We start from the raw sequence: 25,508 nt of genomic DNA, 5'->3' as shown, positions 1-25,508 counted from the left end.
AAATGCCCCACGTGAAAACATTTTTCCAAAATCGGGGAGTACTGAATGTCACCGGGCGATTCCAACGCTCTGAGCGAGGCTACCGAAGTCTTCAACGCCGACGGCGCGGGGGAGGTGGTGATCCTGTGTGAGCACGCCAGCCACCACATTCCTGCGCGCTACAAAGGGCTTGGCCTCGCTGAAGCCGACCGCACCAGCCATGCTGCCTGGGACCCGGGCGCCCGGGCGGTGTCGCTCGCCCTGTCCGACGCTCTTGATGCGCCGCTGGTGGCCAGCCGGGTGTCGCGGCTTGTCTACGACTGCAACCGTCCGCCCGAAGCCGCCTCGGCCATGCCGGAAAAGTCTGAAGTGATCGTGGTGCCGGGCAACTGTGACCTGACGCCCGAACAACGCGCCGAGCGTGTTGACACGGTCTATACCCCGTTCTGTCAGGCGGTCAGCGACGTGCTGGCAGCGCGCAAGGCCAAAGACCTGCCGACGGTTCTGGTCACCATGCACAGTTTCACACCGGTCTATTTCGGCGAACACCGCGCCGTTGAAATCGGCATTCTGCACGACAGCGACACCCGTCTGGCCGATGCCATGCTGGCCGAGGCCCCTCGCCTGCCGCAGCGTAGGATCGCCCGCAACGATCCCTACGGCCCAGAGGATGGCGTCACCCATTCCCTGCGCCTGCACGGTCTGGAAAACGGGCTCGCCAATGTGATGATCGAAGTGCGTAACGATCTGCTACGCACCCCGCAGGATGAGGCCGCCATAGCCGAAGACCTGCTGGTGCTGCTGCGTCCTGCGCTTGCCGCGCTCAAGGCCGGGAGGCAGGCCAATGCCTAGTTTCATTCTGCGATATGTCCGCATGATCGATGCGCTGAACCGGTTCATTGGCCGGTTCGCGATGTATCTGATCTTTGCCCTGATCGGGGTCCTGCTGTGGTCCTCGGTCTCCAAGACCTTCTTCAACCCGTCACTCTGGACATTGGAGACCGCACAATTCGTGATGGTCGCCTATTACATCCTTGGCGGGCCCTATTCGATCCAGATGGGATCGAACGTGCGGATGGACCTGTTCTATGGCGGCTGGAGCACCCGAACCAAAGCCTGGGTCGATGCCTTCACCGTTCTGTTCCTGATGGTCTACCTTGGGATTCTGCTTTACGGCGCGGTCAGTTCCACCGCCTATAGCCTTGGTTATTTCGGGATGGAGCCTTTTTCCTTCTTTGGTGACCTCATCTGGACGCTGGTGAGGGAGGGGCCGACCGCGGCGGGTGAAAAACTCGGCTATCTCGAACGCAGTTCCACCGCCTGGCGACCCTTCCTGTGGCCCGTCAAATTCACCCTCTGCTTCGGTGTCTTTCTGATGCTGCTGCAATGCCTTGCCGAATTGTTCCGGGATATCGGACGCCTGCGCGGAGTGGACCTCTGATGCCCTATGAAATGATCGCCCTCGTGATGTTTGCCGGCATGATGCTGATGCTGATGACCGGCCAGCGCGTCTTTGGCGCCATCGGTTTTGTCGGCGCGGTTGCCGGTCTGCTCCTCTGGGGCACCGGCGGTGTCGAGATCCCGTTTTCCGCCGCGATGAAGCTGATGAAGTGGTATCCACTGCTGACGCTGCCGATGTTCATCTTCATGGGCTACGTGCTGTCGGAATCGAAGATCGCCGACGATCTGTACCGCATGTTCCACGTCTGGATGGGACCGGTAAAAGGCGGCCTGGCCATCGGCACCATCGGCCTGATGGTTCTGGTCTCTGCCATGAACGGCCTGTCGGTCGCCGGCATGGCCATCGGCGCCACCATTGCGCTGCCGGAACTCTTGCGGCGCGGCTATGACAAGATTCTGGTGACAGGCACAATTCAGGCTGGGTCCAGTCTAGGCATTCTGGTGCCGCCTTCGGTCGTGCTGGTGCTTTATGCGATGATCGCACGACAGCCGGTGGGTCAGCTGTGGTTGGCCGGCGTGGTGCCGGGCCTTCTGATGGCCACCATGTTCATCGCCTACATATATTTCCGCGCCCGGATGCAGCCGGACCTTGGCCCGGCGATGACACCCGAGGATCTGGCCGAATACGACCGCGTCAGTGACCACCCGCTGCGCCTGAACCATATCGTTCTGGCCGCGCTGGTGCTGATCCCACTGGTGGTGAAGCTGGACTTCGTAGCGCCGAAATCGGCCATCGGTCTGGCGCTGGCGGCAGCGGCGCTGTCCTTTGTCACCCGAAAGATCCCGCTGTTCTACACCGACCTGTTCCTGAAAGAGAAATACCGCCTCTTGTTCTCGGGCGTGCTGCCGCTGGCGATCTTTGCCGCGATGATGATCCCCTTCGTCAACGGCTGGACCTCGCTGGTGGAAAGCTCGGCCATCGGTGCCATGACCGCCTTTATCGCTGCGGTGCTGAAGGGGCGCATGAACAAGGAGGTGTTTGAAACCTCCGTGCGCTCGACGCTGGGCATTTCCTGCATGTTCATGTGGATCATCCTTGCTGCGCTGGGGTTCGGCGCGATCTTTGACGGGCTGGGCGCCGTGAAGGCGATCGAGGATCTCTTCACCACGCAGCTGGGCCTTTCCCCCTGGATGATCCTGATCCTCATGCAGCTCAGCTTTGTCATTATGGGCACTTTCCTGGATGACACCGCGATGCTGGTGATCGTGGCGCCGCTTTATGTGCCGCTGGTCGGGGCGCTCGGCTTTGATCTGATCTGGTACGGGGTGCTTTACACCATCACGACGCAGATCGCCTATATGACGCCGCCTTTTGGCTACAACCTGTTCCTGATGCGCGCCATGGCGCCGCCGGAAATCGGGCTGAAGGACATCTATGTCTCTATCATCCCCTTTGTCGCTGTGATGATCGTGGCGCTATCTCTGGTGATGCTGTTCCCGCAGATCGCCCTGTGGCTGCCCGATCTGGTCTACGGAAAATAACCAAAAAGAGCCCTGTTCGGGGGCCCTATTTCAACAAGGAGAAAACGAGATGACGACAAGACGTAAGTTTTTGACCACCGCCGGTGCAGGCGCAATGGCGGCGCCGCTCGCCACACCGGCACTGGCGCAATCCACAATCAAATGGCGCATGCAGACCTATGCCGGTGCGGCTCTGGCCGAACACGTGGTGAAACCCGCCATCGATATGTTCAACCAGATCGCAGGCGACCGCATGCAGATCGAGCTGTATTTCGCCGATCAGCTGGTGCCCACCGGCGAATTGTTCCGCGCCATGCAGCGCGGCACCATCGACGCGGTGCAGTCGGATGATGACTCCATGGCATCGCCCACCGAAGTCACCGTCTTTGGCGGCTACTTCCCGTTCGCCTCGCGCTACTCGCTCGACGTGCCGGTGCTGTTCAACAAATATGGCCTGAACGAAATCTGGGACGAAGAATATTCCAAGGTTGGCGTGAAACACATCTCGGCCGGTGCCTGGGACCCCTGCCACTTTGCCACCAAAGACCCGATCCGCAGCCTTGAGGACCTCAAAGGCAAGCGCGTCTTTACCTTCCCGACCGCCGGTCGCTTCCTCAGCCAGTTCGGCGTGGTGCCGGTCACCCTCCCCTGGGAAGACATCGAAGTCGCCATGCAGACCGGCGAACTTGACGGTATCGCATGGTCGGGCATCACCGAAGACTACACCGTTGGCTGGGCCGATGTGACCAACTACTTCCTGACCAACAACATCTCGGGCGCATGGGCTGGCTCCTTCTTTGCCAACCAGGGCCGCTGGAACGAGCTGCCGGAAGACCTGCAGACCCTGTTCCGCGTCTGCTGTGATCAATCGCACTACTACCGTCAGTGGTGGTACTGGGGCGGCGAAGCAGATCTGCGCGTCAACGGTCCGAAGATGGAACTGACCTCGATCCCCGATGCCGAATGGGCCACCGTTGAAGAAGCGGCCTATAAATTCTGGGATGAGATCGCAGCCGAAAGCCCCACCAAGGCGAAGGTTGTCGAGATCATCAAGAAGTACAATTCGGACATGACCAAGGCCGGTCGCCCCTACCGCTACGGCTGATAGGCCCCGGTCCTAGACCCTACATCCGGCCCGCCACCTATATGCGGGCCGGATACCCTGAACAGGAATTCGCCCGCAGGGGTCGGACGGAAACGCGTCCGCCCCTGCGGGCCGCAACACACAAAGGGCCCCTCATGCTCTCCTTCGACACGCTTAAATCTCAGGTTGCCGACGGCACTGTTGACACCGTTCTGGTGTGCCTTGTGGACATGCAGGGACGCCTGATGGGCAAACGGTTCCACGCCAAACATTTTGTCGCCAGCGCCTGGGAAGAAACCCATTGCTGCAACTACCTCTTGGCCACCGATCTGGAGATGGCGACGCCCGACGGCTATGCCTCCACCAGCTGGGAAGGCGGCTATGGCGACTATGTGATGAAACCGGACCTTTCCACCCTGCGCCCGATGCCCTGGCTGGAAGGCACGGTGATGGTGCTTTGCGATGTGCTGGACCACCACACCCACAAGGAAATCCCCCATTCCCCCCGCGCGATCCTGAAAAAGCAGATCCAGCGGCTGGCCGATATGGGCTATGATGCGATGATGGCCACCGAATTGGAGTTCTTCCTGTTCGAGAAAAGCTTTGGCGAGATCGCCAAATCCGGCTTCCGCGATCTGACGCCGATCTCGGCCTATAACGAAGACTACCACATCCTGCAGACCACCAAGGAAGAGCACGTGATGCGCCCACTGCGCAATCACCTGTGGGATGCGGGCATTCCGGTCGAGAACACCAAGGGTGAGGCCGAGGCCGGTCAGGAAGAGCTGAACATCAAATATGATGCCGCGCTCAACACCGCCGATCACCACACCATCGCCAAACACGCGGTGAAGGAAATCGCCTGGCAGCAGGGCCATGCCGCGACCTTCCTACCGAAATGGCACCAGGACAAGGTCGGCTCATCTTCCCACGTGCACCAGTCCCTGTGGAAGGATGGCAAACCCGCCTTCTATGACGAAAACGATGAACTGGGGATGAGCCAGCTGATGAAACACTACATGGCCGGGATGCTGAAATACGCCCCCGATTACATGTATTTCCTGGCCCCCTACATCAACAGCTACAAACGCTTCATGAAAGGCACCTTTGCCCCGACCCGGATCATCTGGTCGGTGGACAACCGCACTGCGGGCTTCCGCCTTTGCGGCGATGGCACCAAGGCAGTGCGTGTCGAGTGCCGCGTCGGCGGCTCGGACATCAACCCCTATCTGGCCATGGCCGCGCAGCTGGCTGCAGGCATCGCGGGCATCGAGGAACAACTGGAACTGGCCCCCGCAGCCAAGGGTGACGTCTATCAGGGCGAGACCGGCATGCTGCCCGGCTCCCTGCGCGATTCCCGCGAGGCGCTGAATGGCTCGACCCTGCTGCGCAAAGCCTTTGGCGACGATGTGGTCGACCACTACGTGCGCGCCGCCGAGGTGGAGATCGAAGACTTTGAACGCGTGGTGACCGACTACGAAATCGCACGCGGATTTGAACGGGCCTGACGCCACGGCGCCTTGCTCCGGACCCCGAAATACTGACACGGCAGGGGAAAGCCCCCTGACAGCAAACACAAGAGGATGGCATGAGCCAGACACTGAAATGTATCTCGCCGATCGACGGATCGGTTTTTGCAGAGCGTGAAACCCTCTCGCGCGAGGACGCCTTTGCCGCCGCCGAGCGTGCCCGCGCCGCGCAGGCCGCCTGGGCCGCCCGCCCCCTGCAGGAGCGGATCGACCTGGTGATGGCCGGTGTCGCCAAGGTCGGCGAGATGAACGACGAGATCGTTCCCGAACTCGCCCATATGATGGGTCGCCCCGTGCGTTTTGGCGGCGAATTCGGCGGCTTCAACGAGCGCGCCTCGCATATGGCGGAGATCGCCAAGGAAGCGCTGGCCGATATCGAAGTGGGCGAAGACGAGACCTTCAAACGCTATATCAAACGCATTCCCCAAGGCGTCGTCTTTGTCGTGGCGCCCTGGAACTACCCCTATATGACCGCGATCAACACCGTGGCCCCGGCCCTGATAGCGGGCAATACCGTGGTGCTGAAACACGCGACGCAAACCCTGCTGGTGGGTGAACGCATGGCAGAAGCCTTCCACGCGGCGGGCGTGCCTGCGGATGTGTTCCAGAACGTGTTCCTGGATCACGACACCACCTCTGAACTGATCGCGGCAAAGGCCTTTGATTTCGTGAACTTCACCGGCTCGGTCGGCGGCGGTCAGGCGATGGAGCGCGCCGCGGCTGGCACCTTTACCGGCGTTGGCACCGAACTCGGCGGCAAGGATCCGGGCTATGTCATGGAAGACGCGGATATCGACGCAGCAGTCGATACGCTGATCGATGGGGCAATGTTCAACTCGGGCCAGTGCTGCTGCGGGATCGAGCGAATCTACGTGCATGAAAGCGTCTATGACGCCTTCCTCGCCAAGGCGCTCGAGATCGTCAAAGGCTACAAACTGGGCAACCCGATGGATCCCGAAACCTCCATCGGCCCGATGGCCAATGTACGGTTCGCCAAGGAAGTGCGCGAGCAGATCGCCGAGGCACTGCAGATGGGCGCCGTGGCCCAGATCGAAACCTTTGCCGAGGATGACGGCGGTGCCTACCTGACGCCGCAGATCCTGACCAATGTCACCCACGACATGCGGGTGATGCGCGACGAAAGCTTTGGCCCTGTCGTGGGCATCATGAAGGTCTCCTCGGACGAGGAAGCCATCAAGCTTATGAACGACAGCGAATTCGGCCTCACGGCATCGCTCTGGACCTCGGATGTGGACCGCGCCCAGCGCATCGGCGATCAGATCGAGACCGGCACCGTCTTCATGAACCGCGCCGACTATCTCGATCCGGGCCTGTGCTGGACCGGCTGCAAGAACACCGGGCGTGGCGGCGGCCTGTCGGTGATCGGCTATCACAACCTGACCCGTCCGAAATCCTATCACCTGAAAAAGGTGACGGGCTGAACCAATCCCGTCCGGGGCGCTCTGCGGCCCGGACCGCGCCCGCCCCCACGGCGGGCGCGATCGCGCCCACCCCGGTCGGGCCCGGTCCTTGTGTCACTCTGAATGTCCCCCGGCCTAATGGCCCTTATGAAAGGCAATATCCATGTCTCTCGTTGGAAACTGGTCCTATCCGACCGCAATCAAATTCGGCGCTGGCCGGATCAAGGAACTCGCCGAGGCCTGCGCGCAGGCTGGCATCAAGAAACCGCTGCTGGTCACCGACAAGGGACTGGCGGATCTGCCCGTGACCCAGTCCACACTGGACATCATGGAGGCTGCGGGCCTTGGACGTGGCATGTTCTCCGAGGTTGATCCCAACCCCAATGAAAAGAACCTCGAAGCGGGTGTTGCCGCCTACAAGGCCGGTGGCCATGACGGCGTGATCGCCTTTGGCGGCGGCTCCGGCCTCGACCTTGGCAAAATGGTCGCCTTCATGTGCGGCCAAAGCCGCCCGGTCTGGGATTTCGAGGATATCGGCGACTGGTGGACCCGCGCCGACGCCGAGGCCATCGCGCCGATCATCGCCGTGCCGACCACGGCTGGCACCGGCTCCGAAGTGGGGCGCGCCTCGGTGATCACCGACAGTGTCACGCATCAGAAGAAGATCATCTTCCACCCGAAGGTGCTGCCCACCGTGGTGATCTGCGATCCCGAACTGACCGTGGGCATGCCGAAGTTCATCACCGCAGGCACCGGCCTTGATGCCTTTGCCCATTGCGTCGAGGCCTTCTCTTCGCCGCATTACCACCCGATGTCCCAGGGCATCGCGCTGGAAGGCATGCGTCTGGTGAAGGATTACCTGCCCCGCGCCTATGCCGACGGCACCGATATCGAAGCGCGCGCGCAGATGATGTCCGCCGCAGCCATGGGCGCCACCGCGTTCCAGAAGGGCCTTGGCGCCATCCACGCCATGAGCCACCCGATCGGCGCGCATTTCAACACCCACCACGGCACCACCAACGCGGTCTGCATGCCTGCGGTTCTGGACTTCAACGCCCCGGTGATTGCCGACCGGTTCAACCAGGCGGCGGCCTATCTGGGTATTGAAGGCGGCTTTGACGGCTTCCGCGCCTATGTGCAGGAACTGAACGACAGCCTCGGCATCCCGCGCAAGCTGTCGGATCTGGGTGTCACCGAAGCCTCGATCCCCGAACTGGTCAAGGGCGCGATCATCGATCCGTCTTGCGGCGGCAACCCGATCGAGCTGACCGAAGAAAACCTTACAGAGCTGTTCAAAGCCGCCCTGTAAGGACGCCGTCCATTCGCACGTTCGGCCAAGGCGCCTCCCTGTCTTGCAGGGGGGCGCCTTTCCGTTTCGGGACCCGTGCTAGTCTCGTCAGACGGCGGCCCTGTGTCCGGCGCCTAGATCACGCAGGATCAGTTTTTCGGGCGACTGGCCGACTGGTAGCACGGGCGTTCCACTGGCATCACCAGCCTGCCGTTCTGGCAGAGGCCGCGTGGGATCCGGAACCGGCACTGCGGACAGCAAACGGCGGGTATAGGGATGGCGGGGCGAATGCAGCACCGCATCACGCACGCCTTCCTCGACCACCTGCCCCAGACGCATGACCATGACCCGGTCCGCAACCTGTTCGATCACCGCCATGTCGTGGCTGATGAAGAGGAAGGCCAGCCCGTCCTCGTCCTGCAGGCTTTGCAACAACTCCAGAATCTGCGCCTGAACCGAGACATCCAGCGCCGAAACGCTTTCGTCCGCGACAAGGATCTTTGGCGACAGTGACAAGGCCCGCGCGATGTTGATCCTCTGCCGTTGCCCGCCGGAAAACTCATGCGGATAGCGCTGCATCATGTCCGGCGACAGGCCGACGCGGCGAAACAGCTCTGCCGTGCGGTCACTCATCTCCGATCCACTGGACAGACCGTGAATGACCAGAGGTTCGGCCACTTGCTCGCCAACGGTCATCCGCGCATCCAGCGAGGCACCGGGGTCCTGAAACACCATCTGAATGTCCCGACGCACCGGCTTCAGCGCGCCTGGGCCCATGCCATGGGTCTGCTGCCCCAGAACCGAGATCGAGCCCTGCCATGGCACCAGCCCCAACAGGGCCTTGCCAATTGTTGATTTGCCACAGCCGGATTCCCCGACCAGCGCCAGGGTTTCTCCGGCACGCACGGTAAAGGACACCTGTTCCACCGCGTGGACCCGCGCCTGCACCCGGTTGAGGATACCGCCGCGCATATCGAACCGCACCGACAGATCGCTGACCTCCAGCACCGGGGCGCCCTTTTCCATCTCAGGGCGAGGCGGCGCGGTGCCAAGACGGGGAACCGCGGCCAGCAATTCCCGGGCATAGTCGCTTTGCGGGGCGGCAAAGAGATCGCGCACAGGGGCGCTTTCCACCTCTTGTCCGTGGCGCAGGATCACCACCCGATCCGCCATTTCCGCCACCACGCCCATATCATGGGTAATCATTAGCACAGCGGTTCCATGATCCTTTTGCAAGGCGCGGATCAGGTCGAGGATCTCTGCCTGCACCGTCACGTCCAGCGCGGTAGTCGGCTCATCGGCGATCAGAACCTCGGGATCGCAGGCCAGCGCCATGGCGATCATTACCCGCTGCCGCATGCCGCCGGACAATTCGTGGGGGTATTGCTTCAGCCGCCGTTCCGGTTCCGTCAGTTGCACATCCTGCAGCAATTTCAGCGCCCGCGCAGGGGCTTCGCCGCGATTGCAGGCACCATGTTCCAGCAGCACCTCGGCCAACTGGTCCTGCACCGTCATCAGCGGGTTGAGCGAGGTCATCGGCTCCTGAAAGATCATCGCCACCCGCACGCTGCGGATATCGCGGTAGCCACGCGGGCCAAGGGTCGTCAGCTCCAGATCGCCGAGTTTCACCGAGCCGCCCGCGATGCGGCACATCGGCTCTGGCAACAGCCCCATGATCGCCAGCGCGGTCATGGATTTGCCGGAACCGCTTTCGCCCGCCAGACAGAGCGTTTCGCCCCGCTTCAGATCAAAAGACAGCCCATCCAGAACCGTCTTCGCCCCCGAAGGGGTGGCGACCTGAACACTCAGGTCGCGCACTGTCAGCACGGTCTCGCTCATTCGAACACCACGTTCGGGAAGTAGAAGCTGACCACCCAGTTCGGCATGTCGACGATTTCGGAAATCCGCAGATCGCCGCAGACGGAACACAATAGGTAGGCATCTTCGGCCGACAAACCCTTGGTGCGGCCCAGAAGATCGACCATGGCGCTGACAGCATCCTTCGCGGCCTGCATCATGTCATTGCCGATGCCTGTGGTGACTTCATACCCTTTGGCATCAAGATGGCGCGTCACCGGCCCCGGCGTGGAAAAACGCGGGAAGTTCAGGGTTTCCCCCTTCACCACGTCCAGCGTGACCTCCACATCCATCGGCGATTCAATCGCGGTGCCGCAAACCTCGCCATCGCCCTGCGCGGCGTGGGTATCCCCGATGGAGAACAGCGCCCCTTCGCATTCCACCGGCAGATACAGCGTGGTGCCCGCCGCCAGATCACGGATATCGAGATTCCCGCCCATGCGGCGCGGAGGCACCACCGAATGCAGGCCTGCCTCGGCCGGGGCCAGACCTATAGTCCCGGCAAAGGGTTTTAGCGGCACCTTGGCCAGATCGGAGAACAGCGACGGCGCCAGCGTTTCCGGATCGTAATCCCAGACCTTGAGATAGGGATCGGTGAACTGATCGGCGAGCAGGCCAAAGCCCGGAATATTCGCGGTCCAGCCGAACCCCGAGGGGTGGAAGGCTTCGATCTTGACCTTTAACACATCGCCGGGTTTGGCCCCATCGACATAGATCGGCCCGGTAACCGGGTTGATCTTGCCAAAATCCAGATTGGGCACATCGGCGCTGGTGCTGTCCTTGTTGAACTGCCCGCCCGAACTGTCGAGACATTGGAAATGCAGGCGCGATCCGGGAGCCACCGTTTCCACGGGCGGGAGCGAATTGTCCCACCCGTGATGGTGTGCACCGTGGATCGTGTAATCACAGTGCTTACACATTTTTATTCAGCATCCTTCGAGTAGATGTAGTCATAGTTGACCGGAATATGGACCGGATCAACGAACAGGCTGTCGTCGCCCGCGATCTTGTCCGAGGTCAGGGTGAAGCGTTGCTCGTTGAAGACCGGCACCCAGGGGGCATCCGCCATCACATCCAGATAGATGGATTTCCACGCCTCGATCCGGGCGTCAGCGTTTTCCGCACCGGTCATGGCGTCCGCCTCGGCAGCGCGGGCGTCCAGTTCCTCGTTGCAATACCAGGACCAGTTCCAGCCGCCCTGAACCGCGCCGGCACAACCCAGGATCGGACCGTAGAAGTTCGACGGATCCGGGAAGTCGGCGATCCAGGCCATACCACCGGACCAGATCATCGGCGCCTGATCCGCCTCACCGCCTGCGGCGATCACATTGGCCTGTGCCAGGCTGCGGATCTCGGCGGTGACACCGATTTCCTTCAGGTCCTGCTGGATCGCCTGTGCAATCCGCGGGTTGGGATCGACGTTCATCACGTAAAGCTCGGTGGTGAACCCATCGGCAAAACCAGCCTCGGCCAGCATTTCCTTGGCGGCGGCGGGATCAAAGGCATAGCCTTCGTAATCCTCGGCGTAGCCCGGCATCGACGGCGGCAGCGGCTGGTTTGCCGGAACCGCACGGCCGTTGATCAGCTTGACGATACGGTCCTTGTTGATCGCCATGTTGACGGCCTTGCGCACGGCGACATTGTCGAACGGCGCCATCTGGGTGTTCAGTGTGATATAACCGGTGTGCAGCTGGCCACCTTCGATAACGTTATCCTTCTGTGCCGGATCGTTCATCACCTGCAGGAACTGCGCGGGTGGGATGCCGTCGCCGGGCACATCCGCCTGCCCCTGTTGCAGACGCAGCAGGGCAACGGTGGGCTCCAGTCCGATTTCAAAGGTCACCTGATCCAGCTTGGGCAGGTTGGCGCGGTGGTAATCGGCGAACCGTTCGAACACCACGCGCTGGCCCGGCGCCCATTCCGCCAGTTTGAAGGCGCCCGAGCCGACCGGCTGGCGACCAAAATCTTCGCCAGCCGCCTCGACCGCTTCCTTGGGCACGATGGAGGCAAAGTTCAGCGCCATCACATGGCCAAAGGTCGCGTCGGGACGGGACAGGGTGATCTCGATGGTCTTGTCGTCGATCACCTTGACGCCCGAAAGCCCCTCGCCTTCGCCCGCGTTCCAGCTGTCAAAACCCGCGATCATGCCAAAGAAGCCTGCGCCAGGAGAACGGGTTTCGGGGTTGGTCACACGCTCCAGCGAGTATTTCACATCCTCGGCGACAATCTCGCGGCCGTTGTGGAACTTGATCCCGTCCTTCAGGGAGAAGGTATGGGTCAGACCGTCCTCGGAAATGGCATAGTCGGACGCCAGTTCGTTGCGCAGCGCCGTTGTGCCCGGCTCATAGCCCATCAGCCCGTCGAACAGCGATTTGATCATCGACCAGTTCTGCCAGTCATAGCCGATGGCGGGGTCCAGCGTCGCGACATCGTCCTTGTAGGTGACGGTCATGGTGCCACCCATCGGGGCATCTGCATTCACCTCTGCGGCTGCCATATGGCCGCACAAAGCCAGTCCGGCGACACCGGTTAAAAGAAATTTCTTCATGATTTCAGTCCTCTGTTGGTTTTACCGTTTCTATTTGGTCTTGATACGGGGATCGATTGCCGGCGCCACGAGGTCCGCCAGAAGGTTGCCCAGAACGATCGCGGTGGCCGAAACCATGGTCACACCCATGATGACCGGTATGTCCACGCGCTGGATCGCCTGCCAGGCCAGCTGGCCGATCCCGGGCCAGCCAAAGACGCTTTCCACAACCACGATGCCGGACATGAACAGCCCGATGTCGATGCCGATCATCGCGATGATGGGAAGAATGGAATTGGGAATGACGTGTCGCAGGATGATACGGGCCTTGCCCAGCCCCTTGGCCCGCGCGGTGCGGACAAAATCCTGGCCCAGCACGTCGATCATGCTGGAACGCATCATTCGGCTGTACCAGCCCGCACCGAGAAACCCGAGCGTCACCGCAGGCAGCACCACATGGCCAAAGGTGCCGTAACCGCCAATCGGGAACCAGCCCAGTTTCACCGCAAAGACATAGAGCAGCAGAATGCCGATGACGAATTGCGGCGCCGAGATGCTGACAAAGCTGAAGATCATCAGCCCGTGGTCTGCGGGCTTGTTGCGGCGCAGGGCCGCGACGATACCGATGGTCAGGCCGAACACCAGCTCGGTCACGATGGCCGCAACCATCAGCAACAGGGAGGCAGGCAGCCGCGCGGCGATCAGCTCGGAGACTTCGGCGCGTTGCAGATAGCTGCGCCCCATGTCGCCCTGAAACAGCGCCGTCAGGTAGTTCCAGTACTGCACGACAAAGGGATCGTTCAGCCCCAGCTGATCGCGGATGTTCTGCACCGTTTCGGCGGTGGCCGACCGCCCGGCGATCTGCCGCGCCGGATCGGCCGGCACAAGATACAGCAGGATAAAGGTCACCAGCGTGATCCCCAGAAGGATCAGCGCGCTCTCCATCAGGCGGCGGACAAGATAGGCCTGCATCAGTGGCGTCCTTTCAGGGTCGGATCAAGAATGTCGCGCAGGGCATCGCCCACCAGGTTAAAGGCCAGCGCCAGCAACAGGATCGCAATGCCGGGGAAGAAGACCAGCCAGGGGGCGGTGGTGAAATAGGTCTGGTTTTCGAAGATGATATTGCCCCAACTTGGCATCGGGGGCTGCACACCCACGCCAAGGAAGGACAGCGTCGCCTCCAGCAGGACCGTTGTCGAAATTCCCAGGGTGCCAAAGACAACGATGGACGACAAAAGATGCGGCAGCAGGTGTTTGAACAGGATGCGCAGGTGGCCAGCGCCCAGCGCCCGCTGCACGGTGATGAAATCACGCTCGGCCAGCGACCGGGTCTCGGTATAGATCACCCGTGCCATCTGTACCCAGTTCACCATCGCGATGACCAGCGCCACGATCAGCAGCGAGGGCTGAAAGATCGCCGCCAGAACAATCGCCAGCAGCAGCGCCGGAAAGGCCATCATCAGGTCGGTAAAGCGCATCAGCACCGCGCCGATCCAGCCGCCGAAATAGCCTGCGGTAATGCCGACACCAGCGCCCAGCAGGATCGCGATCCCATTGGCAAGGATACCGATGATTAGTGAGGTGCGCGTCCCCAGAATAAGCCGCGAAGCCAGATCCCGCCCCAAAAGATCCGTGCCCAGCGGGAAATCCGCGCCCGGCGGCAGAGGCGCCCCGGCCAGACTTAACCCGTCAAAGCTCTGCTCAAACGGGTCATGCGGCATGATCCACGGCGCCAGCAGCGCGGCGCCCACCATCAGGATGATGATCACCATCCCAAAGGCCGAGCGCGGCCGGGTCATCAGCTCATAAATCACACGTCGGCTGCGCGCGCCGCGGCCTGCTGTCATCTGACCGTCTGTGGCTGCTGTCATCGTCATGCCTGCCCCCGCATGGCCGGGCGCGCCAGAAACCGGACCGCAGCATCTTCCAAGGCGACGCGCTCTACCATGGCAAAGGCACGCAGTTTCTTCAGGGCCGTCGCCTCATCGACGCCCTCAGAGCGCATGATGACAAGGACCGCCTGCAACAACTCCAGCCGCATCGAGGCGCGCCGGTTGCTTTCGGCTTCGCGGCGGCGGGTTTCCATGCGTTCCTTGAACCGAGCAAAGCCCAGCACCAGCGCCGAGTAGATATTGGCGGTGGCATTGACCGGCAGATAGGCGTCCAGACCCTGCCGCACGGCCCATTCCAGGCGTCCCGGCGTTTCCGACCCGATCAGCCCAAGGATCGGCATAGGCGCAGATTGCGGCGACCAGGGGAATTGTCCGTCCTCGGCCCGGTCAAGGTCCAGAACCAGCAGGTCAGCGCGGACATCTGCCTCTTCCAGCGCGGGCCAGCGCCCTTCGGCCTTGATGCCAAGCGTGCCCAGACGTCGGACCAGTTGATCCCGCATTTCAGCGCTGGGATGCAGGACAAGAGCGTATTTTCCGGCGAAGCTATAGGTCATTTTACGATCCTCAAACTGGGCGTCTGGAGCGGCGGGGCGGATACAGGGGGAACGCAGGTCAGATAGGGGTCCGCAGCGACGGGGCCCTCGGCAGAAGACAGCAGATGAAACTGTGCGTTCTCGGCCTGCGCGATATGCGGTGTCAGCGATGCGTGTCGGGTGATGGGGTCGATCTGCACCGGCCCCAGAACCGTTTCATGGCGCGCATCGCAGGCCGCATGGAACACCGCCCTTGGCGCGGTGGTCCCGGTTTTCGCGACGGTTTCGGCCAGAATGCGAACGCTGGCATAGGAGGTGGCAAAGACGCAGGAACAGCGCCCGTTCGGCGATTTTTCCCGGGCACGGCGCACGAAATCCTCGGGGCCAAGCGGTTCGAAATAGGTCCCGGCCGAGATGATCCCGTCGCCATATTGGCCCAGCACATCAAGATCCGCTTCGGACTGGTTACAGGACAGGATTGTCGGCCGCTGCCCGGTGGGCAATCCGCGCAGGAACGCCTCATTCGACGGACCGATCAGCGAATTGACGACAACATCCGGCTGCTCGGCGATGATCTCGGAGAGGGCCAGATCGGAGTCCACATCGCCAAGCGGTACGAAACGCTCGCCGACGATCTCAACCCCGGCGGCGCTCAGCCGTTCGCGGGCCAGACGCAGCGTTTCCCAGCCCCAGACATAGTTGGAGCCAAGCAGGTAGGCACGGCGCGTGCCTTGGCTCAGCACCCGGTCCAGCAGCGGGATCATATGATGGTTCGGCGCGCCCCCCATGTAGACGACGTGATCGTTGCTTTCGAAGCCCTCATAGGGGCACGGGTACCACAGCATCGCACCATAGCGTTCCAGAACCGGGATCATGTCCTTGCGGCTCCACGAGGTGATGGCACCCACCACGTGTGACACACCACCAGCAAGGATATCGCGGGTCATCGCCTCATAGGCCTCGGGGCGGCCTGCCGGATCACAGGCCACGGGCGCAATTCGGGCAATGCCCTCGCGCTCCAGATCAGCGATGGCCAGCTCGGCCCCCGCCAGTCCGGCCTGTCCCAGCGCGGCGTAGGGTCCAGAGGTCGAGAAGACCAGACCAAGATCGAATTCCAGCATAGTACCCCACAAACGAAAAAGCCCCGCCACCCTGCAAGAGGGTGATCGGGGCTCAATTGCCAACGGCGATCAGGTCGCCATGTAGGCCCAATAAGGCTTAACAGGACCGGGAAGTCAAACTCTTCGTGGCCGTTTTGTGACGGCTCAGACGCGGGCGCCGATTTTTTGGGCAGCCGCGAAGGCGGACCTTTGACGCCTGTTTCTACCGGTCCCATAACGCCGCAGACTGCCGTCCCGCCTGACCCATGATATCTTTGGCCGCACCGGAGTTGCGGCTAGCCAAACAGCGACAGCAGGATCCCCCCGACACACAAGGCATTGGAAATGATCAGCAGCGCAACCGCCAGAGAGCCAAGGTCCTTTGCGTGTTTTGCCTGCACCGACCATTCGGGCGATATACGGTCGGTCAGCACTTCGATCGCGGTATTGAGCGCCTCGACCGCCAGCAGGAGCGCAAAGAGAATGGCAAAGGCCGCAAGCTGTAGAGCAGAGGCCCCAAGAACAAGCAGCAGGAACCCCGTCCCAGCCCCCGCGACAAGCTCCAGCCGGGCGGCGGTTTCCCCCATCAACCGCTGCAATCCGCCAAGAGAATACTGGGCAGCGGCAATGACATGCGCAACGCCGGTCACGGCAGGCGGGATCTCTTGCGGAGCTGCGCCCTGCGATTGATCACGTACCGTCATGTTGCGGGCCTCGCGATACGGCAGCGCGACGCCAGATCCAGCTCCGGCTGCCGGACCTCGGTGCGGATGTCGAGGAGACCCAGGACCGTATGGAACAGATTGTCCTGGCTGACCGGCTGATCGGTCATATCCTTCAGACAGGCGCCGTCCAGATGCATCGCTTCGCGATAGCTTTCCGGCAGCCACATCAGGAACGGCACCCGAGTCTGCGCCTCCGGCGCCATGAACATCGGCGCGGCGTGGAGATATAGCCCGCCCTCCCCTAGGGATTCACCGTGATCCGAGATATACATCAACGCCGGTAGAGCATGGTCCTGCGCGTTCAGCATTGAAATCGCCTTGGCAAGGATGTGGTCGGTATAGGCGATGGTATTGTCATAGGCGTTCACGATCTCTTCCGGCGTGCAATAGTCGAACTCGGCTGTTCTGCAATCAGGCGTGAAGCGGGCAAACGCCTCGGGGTAGCGCCTGTAGTAGGCAGGTCCGTGGCTGCCGATCATATGCAGCACCAGCACGGTGTCTTCCTTGATCGCTCCGATCTGCTGCGCCAGCGCCCCAAGAAGCGCCGCATCGCTGCATTCCCCATCGGCGCAGGCCGCCGGATCAAGCGTAACATCAACCTGCCGCGCCCCGGTGCGCCGGGCGATCCGCTGATCCCCGGTGTTGTTGTCGATCCACACAGGCTGCACCCCGGCATGATCCAGCACATCCAGAAGATTCTCCTGCCCCATGAAGGCGCGGTGGCTGTAGTCACTCCGGCCCAGCGCGGAAAACATGCAGGGCAGCGACACCGCCGTCGATGTTCCACAGGACGAGGTTTCGCTGAAATTAAGGAGATCAAGCCCCGCCAGCTGCGGCGTGGTGTTCCGCGCATACCCGTTCAGCGCGAAATTCTGCGCGCGGGCGGTCTCTCCGGCGAAGATCACCAGCAGAACCGGTTTTTTAGCCGCCAGCAGGTCTTCCCCCTTGGCTGCATCCTGTCCCAGCGGTGCGACCTCTGTGTTGCTGACCCGGATTTCCATCTTGGCGTAGCGGGCGATGGCGCCAATGGTGGCGCCGGGCTGGTAGCTGCCCATCAACTCGTGATGCTCTCGGATGACCGAGGCATTTGCCTTGAGGTTGACGAACAGGAAACCGAACGTCATCGCGAAGCTTGCGACAGCAGTCAGCGGCAGCTTCCACAGGATATGCCGGAACTTCGGATAGGTGATGCGCGGCCAGAACAGCAAGGCAGCGGGCAGCACGCCTGTCAGCCCCATGTAACGCAGATAGGGCAGCGTGATCAGTTGCCGGGATTCCGCATAGGTAGTGTTCATCACGTTCTGGATCATCAGCTTGTCGATCATGATGCCCAGGTGCCCCTGATACCATGAGGCCGCCGCCGCCAGAAGAATGAGAATGGCAGCCACCGGGCGCTGCACGCGCGGCCAGCTGAACGGGCTGAGGGTAAAGAACGTCAGCATCCAGACCGCAGCCCCGAACAGCACCACATTCATCGGCGCGCCCTCGAACAGCGTCGAGAGGTGCCTCCAGAACGCCGCGTTGAAGGCCACCAGCATATAAGTGGCGACCAGTATGTTGAGCATCGTTGGCGACAGCTCCGGTCGCCTGACCTGTGGCAGGCGGGCGTTCAGCCTTCTCACGGCTTCGGCAAATCGTCCATGCAAGGGGCATACCTCCGGTAAAATATATCTGGTCTGGGCCGTCTTCAGCTGCTGTCGCCTGGGACGCTTCGTTGCCTCGATCACCGGAAATCTCCGGCCATTGCGGCTGGCGCGGCGCGGACGAAAGAACTGATGACAAGCCTTTACCTGCGCCACCGGATGCCGCAGCAAGCTTTCAGTAACCTTACATCTCTCCGGGTCGGCCGAAACGCGCCGGGCCAGGAACGTCATGCTTCTGTCAATTAGCTGCGGTACCTCTGGCGCCACGCGCAGCAGCACGGGCGAGCACGATGAAGTACCGCACCCTCTTTCTGTCTGACATCCATCTGGGTACCCCGGGGTGCCAGGCCGAACTGTTGCTGGACTTCCTCAACAGTCACGACGCGGACAGCTATTACCTGGTGGGGGACATCATCGACGCCTGGCGGATCCAGCGCAAAGGCTTCCTGTGGCCCCAGGCCCATAATGATGTGGTGCAGGCAATCCTGGCAAAGGCCCATGATGGCGCGGACATCTATCTGATCCCCGGCAATCACGACGAATTCCTGCGCTCCTACCTCGGGACGCATTTCGGCGGCATCGAGGTGGTGCAGACGGCAGATTTCATCGCCGCCGACAACAAACGCTATCTGGTGACCCATGGCGACCAGTTCGATTCCGTGGTGGTCAATGCAAAATGGTTGGCCCACCTTGGAGACCGGGCCTACGATTTCATGCTCTGGCTCAACACCCGCATCAACCGGCTTCGGCATCTTTGGGGCGGGCAATACTGGTCCTTGTCCAAATGGGCCAAGCATCAGGTCAAACAGGCGGTCAATTTCATCAGCGAATATGAAAACGTCCTGACTGCCGAGGCCCGGCGCGGTGGTTATGACGGGGTTATCTGCGGTCATATCCACAGCGCCGCCCTCCGCGATATTGGCGAGATTTCCTACGTCAACACCGGCGATTGGGTCGAGAGCTGCACTGCCGTGGCGGAACAGGAAGACGGGCAACTGGTGCTGATCGACTGGACCCGCTCGGCCCGCCGCGCCCATCACCGCAGCCGCCGGGCGCGGCGCAAGGACAAACAGTCCGAAAAAGACAGGCAACTTGAAAATGTATGAGAGGTGCCCCCGATGAGTACGACCGCACAGGCGCGGCTGGATGCTGCCGTTTTGCAGGATGGCGATGCCGCAACCGGACGGCTGGAGCATCTGTTCTCGCGGCTGTTCCTGGGCCTTGTCTATCCGCAGATCTGGGAAGATCCGGTTGTCGATATGGCAGCCTTGAATATCAAGCCGGGAGACAATCTGGTCTGTATCGCGTCCGGCAGCTGCAACCTAATGTCCTATCTCACTGCAGGCGCCGCGTCGGTTACCGCCGTCGATCTATCGCCTGCCCATGTGGCGCTGGGGCAGCTGAAACTGACCGCAGCGCGCTGCCTGCCGGATCATGCGGCGTTCTACCAGTTCTTTGCCCGAGCCGATCTGGCCAGCAACGTAGCGCTCTATGACCGCTACATCCGCCCCAATCTTGACCCGCACACGCGGGATTTCTGGGACGCGCGGCAACCGATCCGCCGCCGGATCTCCGTGTTTCAAAACCGGTTTTACCGGCACGGTCTGCTGGGGCGTTTCCTCGGCGCCGTGCATCTGGTGGCCCGCCTTGGCCGCGTAGACTTTGCGCCGCTTCTGGCAGCGCGGACGTTAGAGGACCAGCAGGCGTTTTTCGATGAAGAGATCGCGCCGCTGTTCGACATGTGGCTGGTGCGCAAACTGGCCGGGTTCCGCGCCGCCCTGTTCGGCCTTGGCATCCCGCCGGCGCAGTATGACAAGCTCGCCGCTGACGGTGGTGGCGACGTCCTGCCAGTACTGCGCGAACGGGTGCGCAAGCTGATGTGCGATTTCCCGATCCGGGAGAATTATTTCGCCTGGCAGGCCTTTGCCCGGCAATACGACCCCGCCCCGGATGGATCACTGCCCCCCTACCTGAGCCGGGAGAACTTCGAGGCTCTGCGGCAGAGTGCAGACAACGGACGGATCGTGAACCGCTCCCTCACCGATCTGCTGGAAGCCGAACCGGACGGGTGCAAGGACGGCTACGTGCTGCTGGATGCGCAGGACTGGATGAATGATACGCAGTTGAATGCGCTCTGGGCGCAGATCACCCGCACGGCAAGACTGGGCGCACGGGTGATTTTCCGCACCGGCGGCAGCGCTAATATCCTGCCCGGCCGGGTCAGGCCCGATCTTCTGAACCAATGGGCCTATGACGCCGAAGCCTCGGCCAAAGGCACGGCAGAGGATCGTTCTGCCATCTACGGCGCCTTCCACCTCTACCGCTACAAAGGGCCTTCCCATGTTTGATTCAGCGCCCGATACCCACGCTGATCTGATGGATCAGACCTACCGCCATCAACGGATGATTTATGATCTGACCCGCAAATACTACCTGTTCGGACGCGACCGTTTGATTGCAGACCTCGCCCCCAAGGAAGGTGCACATATCCTGGAGGTGGCCTGCGGCACCGGGCGCAACCTGCATCTGGCGGCCCGCAGATACCCGCATTGTGCCTTTTACGGGTTGGATATTTCGTCCCAGATGCTGCGTTCGGCACAGGCGAAATTGAAAGACCGGGCACAGCTGGCTCAGGCAGACGCCTGCGATTTTGACGGTGCCACGCTGTTTCAGCGCCCCCGGTTCGACCGGATCTTTGTCTCCTACGGGATTTCGATGATCCCGGACTGGAAGACCGCCCTGCGCATGGCGGCCGCGCATCTGAGGCCCGGCGGTGAACTGCATGTGGTGGATTTCTCGGATCAGTCCGGATGGCCCGACTGGTTCGAAGCATCCCTGCGCCGATGGCTGGCGAAATTTCACGTCAGTCCGCGGCTGAACCTTAAAACCACCCTGCACAGGATTGCCGCAGAGACCGGCGGCACGGCAGAGCATCGCCAGCTTTACCGCGGCTATGCGCAGTATGGCGTGCTGCGCAGGCCGCGTTGACCTGATGGCTAGACCACGGCGCGGCTCTCCGGGCCTGCTGCGGACCGCTGCCTCTTTCAGGCAGCACCGGCAAAAAACCGATCACAGACAAGGCATTCCGGGGTGCACAACTGGTTGTCACCGCGGCGATGCCGCGCCCCAAAGAAGCAGACTTCGCTGAGCAAGCACCACAGGCTGAGATCCAGAGATTCACCCAATGGGGCCAGTTGACGTGGATCAACGCGCATATGCGGTAGGCCGCATATACATGCGTCATGCAAGAGATCCTAAACGCCATTTATGACTCGACCCGCCGCGCCGCCCTCGCCATCGTTTGGGATGGCGGCGAGCACTGCGTCTGTGAGTTGATGGAGCGGCTTGATGTAAGCCAAAGCCGCATGTCGCGACACATGAAGGTGCTGCGCGAAGCTGGTCTGGTTATCGACCGGCGAGACGCTCAATGGGTCAGGTATCGTCAGAACCCGAATATCCCGGCAGAAATCGCGGCTGTCATCTCTGCGGTCTTGCTGGCGGAAAACTCTCTCAAACAGGAGATGGCATGACCACAGATACCCAAGGACTCCCCGCGAAGCATACGACACCGGATTGGCTGTGGTATGCGGCTGTTGTCGGGGCCGCGGTCGTTGGCTGGCTGGTATACGGGCAGTTGATCCCGTTTTCTGAATGGGTCACCAGCCTTTTGCCCGTTGCCCGTGACAGTCACACCGGCGAGGCGATCACCTTCTTCGTATATGACGTCCCGAAAGTGCTCCTGCTTCTTACCGGCATCGTCTTCGTGACGGGTGTCCTGCGTAGCTGGTTCAGCCCCGAAAAGACGCGTGCCATCCTGGCTGGCAAGCGGGAGTTCTTTGGCTATCCGCTGGCCGCCTTTCTTGGTGTTCTGACACCGTTTTGTTCTTGCTCATCCGTGCCCCTTTTCATCGGTTTCGTCTCCGCAGGGGTTCCCTTGGGCGTGACGTTTTCGTTCCTGATTGCCGGCCCGATGGTCGGCCCGGTCGGACTTGGGCTGCTCTATGCTCTGGTGGGATGGAAAATCGCCACGATCTACCTTGTATTCGGTTTCACGATCGCAACCGTCACCGGCTACGTGATGGGAAAGATGCGACTGGAACGCTATCTGCAGGACTGGGTGAGCGACCTGAATGCAGGTCCTGTTGGTGCCCTCCCCGAGGAGACGGTTACTTTCGTCGACAGGTTGAAAACCGGCGCAGAGCAAGTCCGTGAAATTGTCGGCAAAGTCTGGATCTGGGTGCTGATCGGGATCGGAATTGGCGCGCTGATCCACGGGTATGTCCCCGAAGCGATGATGCTGAAAATCATGGGCGGTGAGGCATGGTGGTCAGTGCCGGCGGCGGTCGTCTTGGGCGTGCCGATGTACACCAATGCCGCGGGTGTCATTCCCATCGTCGAGGCACTGCTTGGCAAGGGCGCGGCCCTTGGCACGACGCTTGCTTTCATGATGTCGGTGATCGCCCTATCGCTGCCCGAAATGATAATTCTCAAACAGGTGCTGACCCTACGTCTGATCGCGATTTTTATCGCCATTGTTGCCGCCGGTATTCTCGCCACTGGCTATCTGTTCAACTTCCTTCTGTGAACGCCCCATAGATCCGCTCTTGAAAGGACATCCCGTGAAATCTGTCAAAGTCTACGGTCCCGGCTGCAAGCGCTGTGAAACCACAGAGAACATGGTCCGCGACGCAGCAGCGAAACTGGGCGTTGAAATCACCCTCGAAAAGGTGACGGACGCGAAATCCATCGCAATGGCAGGTGTCATGTCGACACCCGGGCTCGCGGTGGACGGCAAGCTTGTCCATGTGGGCGGACTTCCCGACCCGGCCAAGCTGGAGCAATGGCTAACCGCCTGAGCAGCCGGATCTAAGCTTTAGCAGCCAATTTGCCTGGACACCGCGGACGATGCGCCAAGTCAACAGTCGCAAACCGGACGCAAAGCCAGTCGCAACAGGCTGGTGGTTTCCCGCCGTTGCGGAGGCTGGCATGCGGCATCTCGCCAAAGATGTAGTACACGTGACGTCCTCTGTGCAGCTCACTGAGGGCAGCCGTCCGACTAAGCTACCCCTGAAATTTAGACACTGACGTAAGCTGCGATTTGCTGTCTGCATGTGAACAAGCATGCAATTTTGACCCCGTAGCGGGAAATCGGCGTCCAAAAATGACCCCCTTATACTGATGTGAATGATGCTCCCGAGGTTATCGGGGAGCACAGAGTGGGATGTTGGTCGTGGAGACGATAGCAAAGATCCGGCGGGCGTATTTTCAGGACAGGAAGCCGATCAAGCAGATCTGCCGGGATCTGCGGGTTTCGTGGAACACGGTACGTAAGGTGATCCGATCCGGCGATATGCGACCACTTGGTCTAAAGAGGAACAGGAGGCCTCGGCCGCTGCCTATGTGGCGCTAATCTTCAATCCAGGCGAGGCCTACCAGTTCGACTGGAGCCACGAGATTGTGGTGATCGATGGGGCGACGACAACCGTGAAGGTGGCGCATGTCCGGCTTTGCCACAGCCGTATGTTGTTCGTCCGGGCCTACCCGCGCGAGACGCAGGAGATGGTCTTCGACGCCCACGACAAGGCCTTAGCCTTCTTCGGCGGAGCCTGCGCGCGGGGTATCTACGATAACATGAAGACCGCGGTGGACACGATCTTCGTCGGCCGCGAGCGCGCGTACAACCGGCGGTTCCAGCAGATGTGCGGTCACTACTTGGTCGACCCAGTCGCCTGCACACCTGCCTCTGGCTGGGAGAAGGGATAGGTCGAGAACCAGGTTGGGGTTGTCCGGCGACGGTTCTTCGTGCCGCAGCCCAAGTTCAAGAGCTACGCCGAACTCAATGCCTGGCTCGAGGATCGCTGCGTTGCCTGGGCCAAGTCCCATCCGCACCAGGAGCTTCGGGATCGAACGATCTGGGAAGTGTTCCAAGACGAGCGCGAGCCTGGTGCCCTACGTCGGCCCGTTCGACGGCTTCCATTCCGTTCCGGCGTCAGTCTCGAAGACCTGCCTCGTCCGCTTCGACAAGAACCGGTACTCGGTGGATGGCCCCACCGTCGGTCGGCCCGTCGAGATCCGCGCCTATGCCGAGCGGGTCGAGTTCTGGCAGGACGGCAAGATCGTGGGACAGCACGCCCGAGCCTTCGGGCGCGACAAGGCCATTTACGACCCGCTGCATTATATCCCGGTGCTGGCCCGCAAGCCCGGAGCGCTCAGGAATGGTGCGCCCTTCAAGGATTGGGAATTGTCATCAGCGATCAGGCGCATTCAGCACAAGCTTGGCAAGGCGCCGAATGGCGACCGGCAAATGGTCCAGATCCTGAGCATAATCCCAACCGATGGCTGAATGCAGTGGGGGCTGCCTGTGCCGAAGCGCTGAACGAAGGGGCTCCCGCGGCCTCGGTCGTCATCAACATTCTGGCCCGACATCGTGAGCCGCCGCCGCCGCTGACCATCGATACGCCCGACGCGCTGCGATTGACCTGCGAGCCCGTGGCCGACTGCAAACGCTATGACAGCCTAAGGAGACCCAACCATAGAAAGATCACAAGTGCTGGACGCGATGAGCCAGCTGAAGGTCTACGGCATGAAGGCCGCCTACGATGAGACCATCGCCACGGCGGTGAAGCGCCAGCACGAACCGCAACAGATCATCGGCGATCTGCTGAACGCCGAGATCAGTGAGAAGCAGGCGCGCTCAATCAAATACCAGATGAAGATGGCCAAGCTGCCCCTGACGAAAGAAGTCGATGAGTTGAGCTTCGAAGGCACGCCGGTCAACGAGGTGCTGGTCCGTGATCTGGCGACCGGAGAGTTTCTGGCGCAGCAACGCAATGTCGTGCTGATCGGCGGCACCGGGACCGGTAAGTCCCACCTGGCCGTCAGCATCGCCCGGTCGTGCATCCGCCGCGGCAGACGGGAGTGCTTCTTCAACGTTGTGGACCTGGTGAACAAACTCGATACGGAAGCCCGCGCCGATCGACAGGTACGCACGGCAGATCTGCTGTGCCC

23 protein-coding genes and 1 pseudogene are annotated in these 25,508 nt (G+C 61.4%); 15 read left to right on the top strand and 9 right to left on the bottom strand.

Going from position 1 to position 25,508, the window contains the following annotated elements:
* Nucleotides 1–45: 45 nt before the first annotated feature.
* The 7 genes from C6W91_RS16140 to C6W91_RS16110 all read left to right on the top strand — a co-directional run bounded on the left by C6W91_RS16140 (nt 46) and on the right by C6W91_RS16110 (nt 8,244).
* Entirely contained in the window at nt 46–831 is a 786-nt protein-coding gene (locus C6W91_RS16140; protein ID WP_065271747.1) for an N-formylglutamate amidohydrolase, read from the top strand.
* Nucleotides 824–1,420, top strand: coding sequence for a TRAP transporter small permease subunit (locus tag C6W91_RS16135; RefSeq protein ID WP_065271748.1), 597 nt, complete (start codon nt 824–826; stop codon nt 1,418–1,420). Before C6W91_RS16140 ends, C6W91_RS16135 begins: the two co-directional genes overlap by 8 nt.
* The gene (locus C6W91_RS16130) at nt 1,420–2,922 is read left to right on the top strand and encodes a TRAP transporter large permease subunit (protein WP_065271749.1); all 1,503 of its coding nucleotides are present in this window, start codon (nt 1,420–1,422) and stop codon (nt 2,920–2,922) included. Before C6W91_RS16135 ends, C6W91_RS16130 begins: the two co-directional genes overlap by 1 nt.
* A 49-nt stretch (nt 2,923–2,971) precedes the next feature.
* The gene (locus C6W91_RS16125) at nt 2,972–4,006 is read left to right on the top strand and encodes a TRAP transporter substrate-binding protein (protein WP_065271750.1); all 1,035 of its coding nucleotides are present in this window, start codon (nt 2,972–2,974) and stop codon (nt 4,004–4,006) included.
* Between the two features lie 134 nt (nt 4,007–4,140).
* Nucleotides 4,141–5,493, top strand: coding sequence for a glutamine synthetase family protein (locus C6W91_RS16120; protein ID WP_065271751.1), 1,353 nt, complete (start codon nt 4,141–4,143; stop codon nt 5,491–5,493).
* Nucleotides 5,494–5,573: 80 nt separating this feature from the next.
* Complete coding sequence (locus C6W91_RS16115) at nt 5,574–6,956, top strand: aldehyde dehydrogenase family protein (protein WP_065271752.1); 1,383 nt, start codon at nt 5,574–5,576, stop codon at nt 6,954–6,956.
* A 142-nt stretch (nt 6,957–7,098) separates the two neighbouring features.
* Nucleotides 7,099–8,244, top strand: coding sequence for an iron-containing alcohol dehydrogenase (locus C6W91_RS16110; protein WP_065271753.1), 1,146 nt, complete (start codon nt 7,099–7,101; stop codon nt 8,242–8,244).
* 87 nt (nt 8,245–8,331) lie between these two features.
* On the opposite strand, the gene C6W91_RS16105 is transcribed toward C6W91_RS16110, so the two are convergent.
* The 9 genes from C6W91_RS16105 to C6W91_RS16065 all read right to left on the bottom strand — a co-directional run bounded on the left by C6W91_RS16105 (nt 8,332) and on the right by C6W91_RS16065 (nt 18,479).
* Nucleotides 8,332–10,062, bottom strand: a complete 1,731-nt coding sequence (locus C6W91_RS16105) for an ABC transporter ATP-binding protein (protein ID WP_065271754.1) — start codon at nt 10,060–10,062, stop codon at nt 8,332–8,334.
* Nucleotides 10,059–11,000: an acetamidase/formamidase family protein gene (locus C6W91_RS16100; protein ID WP_065271755.1), complete on the bottom strand. Its 942-nt coding sequence runs from the start codon at nt 10,998–11,000 to the stop codon at nt 10,059–10,061. The genes C6W91_RS16105 and C6W91_RS16100 overlap by 4 nt, the downstream gene beginning before the upstream one ends.
* 2 nt (nt 11,001–11,002) lie before the next feature.
* Nucleotides 11,003–12,628 (bottom strand): ABC transporter substrate-binding protein, encoded by a 1,626-nt coding sequence (locus C6W91_RS16095; protein ID WP_065271756.1) that lies wholly within the window; start codon nt 12,626–12,628, stop codon nt 11,003–11,005.
* A gap of 30 nt (nt 12,629–12,658) precedes the next feature.
* Complete coding sequence (locus C6W91_RS16090) at nt 12,659–13,579, bottom strand: ABC transporter permease (protein WP_065271757.1); 921 nt, start codon at nt 13,577–13,579, stop codon at nt 12,659–12,661.
* Complete coding sequence (locus C6W91_RS16085) at nt 13,579–14,484, bottom strand: ABC transporter permease (protein ID WP_370571121.1); 906 nt, start codon at nt 14,482–14,484, stop codon at nt 13,579–13,581. Before C6W91_RS16085 ends, C6W91_RS16090 begins: the two co-directional genes overlap by 1 nt.
* On the bottom strand, nt 14,481–15,053 hold the full coding sequence (locus C6W91_RS16080; protein ID WP_274840295.1) for an ANTAR domain-containing response regulator: 573 nt from the start codon (nt 15,051–15,053) through the stop codon (nt 14,481–14,483). The genes C6W91_RS16085 and C6W91_RS16080 overlap by 4 nt, the downstream gene beginning before the upstream one ends.
* Complete coding sequence (locus tag C6W91_RS16075) at nt 15,050–16,153, bottom strand: transporter substrate-binding protein (RefSeq protein WP_274840294.1); 1,104 nt, start codon at nt 16,151–16,153, stop codon at nt 15,050–15,052. Before C6W91_RS16075 ends, C6W91_RS16080 begins: the two co-directional genes overlap by 4 nt.
* 275 nt (nt 16,154–16,428) lie before the next feature.
* Nucleotides 16,429–16,836 carry a diacylglycerol kinase gene (locus C6W91_RS16070; RefSeq protein WP_274840293.1) on the bottom strand — a complete coding sequence of 136 codons (408 nt, stop codon included), beginning with the start codon at nt 16,834–16,836 and terminating at the stop codon, nt 16,429–16,431.
* Nucleotides 16,833–18,479, bottom strand: coding sequence for a phosphoethanolamine transferase (locus C6W91_RS16065; RefSeq protein ID WP_370571128.1), 1,647 nt, complete (start codon nt 18,477–18,479; stop codon nt 16,833–16,835). Before C6W91_RS16065 ends, C6W91_RS16070 begins: the two co-directional genes overlap by 4 nt.
* Nucleotides 18,480–18,790: 311 nt before the next feature.
* Between C6W91_RS16065 and C6W91_RS16060 the strand changes: the two genes are divergently transcribed.
* The 8 genes and pseudogenes from C6W91_RS16060 to C6W91_RS16025 form a co-directional block, all read left to right on the top strand.
* Nucleotides 18,791–19,606, top strand: coding sequence for a UDP-2,3-diacylglucosamine diphosphatase (locus tag C6W91_RS16060; RefSeq protein WP_274840739.1), 816 nt, complete (start codon nt 18,791–18,793; stop codon nt 19,604–19,606).
* Between the two features lie 12 nt (nt 19,607–19,618).
* Nucleotides 19,619–20,848 carry a DUF3419 family protein gene (locus C6W91_RS16055; protein ID WP_065271763.1) on the top strand — a complete coding sequence of 410 codons (1,230 nt, stop codon included), beginning with the start codon at nt 19,619–19,621 and terminating at the stop codon, nt 20,846–20,848.
* A complete protein-coding gene (locus C6W91_RS16050; RefSeq protein WP_065271764.1) occupies nt 20,841–21,488 on the top strand; it encodes a class I SAM-dependent methyltransferase in 648 nt (215 codons plus the stop codon). Before C6W91_RS16055 ends, C6W91_RS16050 begins: the two co-directional genes overlap by 8 nt.
* A gap of 254 nt (nt 21,489–21,742) precedes the next feature.
* Entirely contained in the window at nt 21,743–22,030 is a 288-nt protein-coding gene (locus C6W91_RS16045) for a helix-turn-helix transcriptional regulator (protein ID WP_274840291.1), read from the top strand.
* Complete coding sequence (locus tag C6W91_RS16040) at nt 22,027–23,085, top strand: permease (protein WP_065271766.1); 1,059 nt, start codon at nt 22,027–22,029, stop codon at nt 23,083–23,085. Before C6W91_RS16045 ends, C6W91_RS16040 begins: the two co-directional genes overlap by 4 nt.
* A 34-nt stretch (nt 23,086–23,119) precedes the next feature.
* A complete protein-coding gene (locus C6W91_RS16035) occupies nt 23,120–23,356 on the top strand; it encodes a thioredoxin family protein (RefSeq protein ID WP_065271767.1) in 237 nt (78 codons plus the stop codon).
* Nucleotides 23,357–23,721: 365 nt separating this feature from the next.
* Nucleotides 23,722–25,103: pseudogene (gene istA, locus C6W91_RS16030) on the top strand (IS21 family transposase).
* Nucleotides 25,033–25,508: ATP-binding protein (locus C6W91_RS16025; RefSeq protein ID WP_370571127.1), on the top strand; the 476-nt coding region annotated here is incomplete at its 3' end. The pseudogene istA and the gene C6W91_RS16025, both read left to right, overlap by 71 nt.

This window comes from Phaeobacter sp. SYSU ZJ3003 (assembly GCF_041300735.1).
Classification (GTDB): domain Bacteria; phylum Pseudomonadota; class Alphaproteobacteria; order Rhodobacterales; family Rhodobacteraceae; genus Phycobacter; species Phycobacter gallaeciensis_A.
The sequence above is the reverse complement of the archived record's forward strand: the minus strand, read 5'-3'. Positions and strand labels throughout refer to the sequence as shown.

Bases quoted from the DNA above. Each gene is read 5' to 3' on its own strand.
- C6W91_RS16140 (WP_065271747.1), top strand. From the start codon at position 46: ATGTCACCGGGCGATTCCAACGCTCTGAGCGAGGCTACCGAAGTCTTC.
- C6W91_RS16135 (WP_065271748.1), top strand. From the start codon at position 824: ATGCCTAGTTTCATTCTGCGATATGTCCGCATGATCGATGCGCTGAAC.
- C6W91_RS16130 (WP_065271749.1), top strand. From the start codon at position 1,420: ATGCCCTATGAAATGATCGCCCTCGTGATGTTTGCCGGCATGATGCTG.
- C6W91_RS16125 (WP_065271750.1), top strand. From the start codon at position 2,972: ATGACGACAAGACGTAAGTTTTTGACCACCGCCGGTGCAGGCGCAATG.
- C6W91_RS16120 (WP_065271751.1), top strand. From the start codon at position 4,141: ATGCTCTCCTTCGACACGCTTAAATCTCAGGTTGCCGACGGCACTGTT.
- C6W91_RS16115 (WP_065271752.1), top strand. From the start codon at position 5,574: ATGAGCCAGACACTGAAATGTATCTCGCCGATCGACGGATCGGTTTTT.
- C6W91_RS16110 (WP_065271753.1), top strand. From the start codon at position 7,099: ATGTCTCTCGTTGGAAACTGGTCCTATCCGACCGCAATCAAATTCGGC.
- C6W91_RS16105 (WP_065271754.1), bottom strand. From the start codon at position 10,062: ATGAGCGAGACCGTGCTGACAGTGCGCGACCTGAGTGTTCAGGTCGCC.
- C6W91_RS16100 (WP_065271755.1), bottom strand. From the start codon at position 11,000: ATGTGTAAGCACTGTGATTACACGATCCACGGTGCACACCATCACGGG.
- C6W91_RS16095 (WP_065271756.1), bottom strand. From the start codon at position 12,628: ATGAAGAAATTTCTTTTAACCGGTGTCGCCGGACTGGCTTTGTGCGGC.
- C6W91_RS16090 (WP_065271757.1), bottom strand. From the start codon at position 13,579: ATGCAGGCCTATCTTGTCCGCCGCCTGATGGAGAGCGCGCTGATCCTT.
- C6W91_RS16085 (WP_370571121.1), bottom strand. From the start codon at position 14,484: ATGACGATGACAGCAGCCACAGACGGTCAGATGACAGCAGGCCGCGGC.
- C6W91_RS16080 (WP_274840295.1), bottom strand. From the start codon at position 15,053: ATGACCTATAGCTTCGCCGGAAAATACGCTCTTGTCCTGCATCCCAGC.
- C6W91_RS16075 (WP_274840294.1), bottom strand. From the start codon at position 16,153: ATGCTGGAATTCGATCTTGGTCTGGTCTTCTCGACCTCTGGACCCTAC.
- C6W91_RS16070 (WP_274840293.1), bottom strand. From the start codon at position 16,836: ATGACGGTACGTGATCAATCGCAGGGCGCAGCTCCGCAAGAGATCCCG.
- C6W91_RS16060 (WP_274840739.1), top strand. From the start codon at position 18,791: ATGAAGTACCGCACCCTCTTTCTGTCTGACATCCATCTGGGTACCCCG.
- C6W91_RS16055 (WP_065271763.1), top strand. From the start codon at position 19,619: ATGAGTACGACCGCACAGGCGCGGCTGGATGCTGCCGTTTTGCAGGAT.
- C6W91_RS16050 (WP_065271764.1), top strand. From the start codon at position 20,841: ATGTTTGATTCAGCGCCCGATACCCACGCTGATCTGATGGATCAGACC.
- C6W91_RS16045 (WP_274840291.1), top strand. From the start codon at position 21,743: ATGCAAGAGATCCTAAACGCCATTTATGACTCGACCCGCCGCGCCGCC.
- C6W91_RS16040 (WP_065271766.1), top strand. From the start codon at position 22,027: ATGACCACAGATACCCAAGGACTCCCCGCGAAGCATACGACACCGGAT.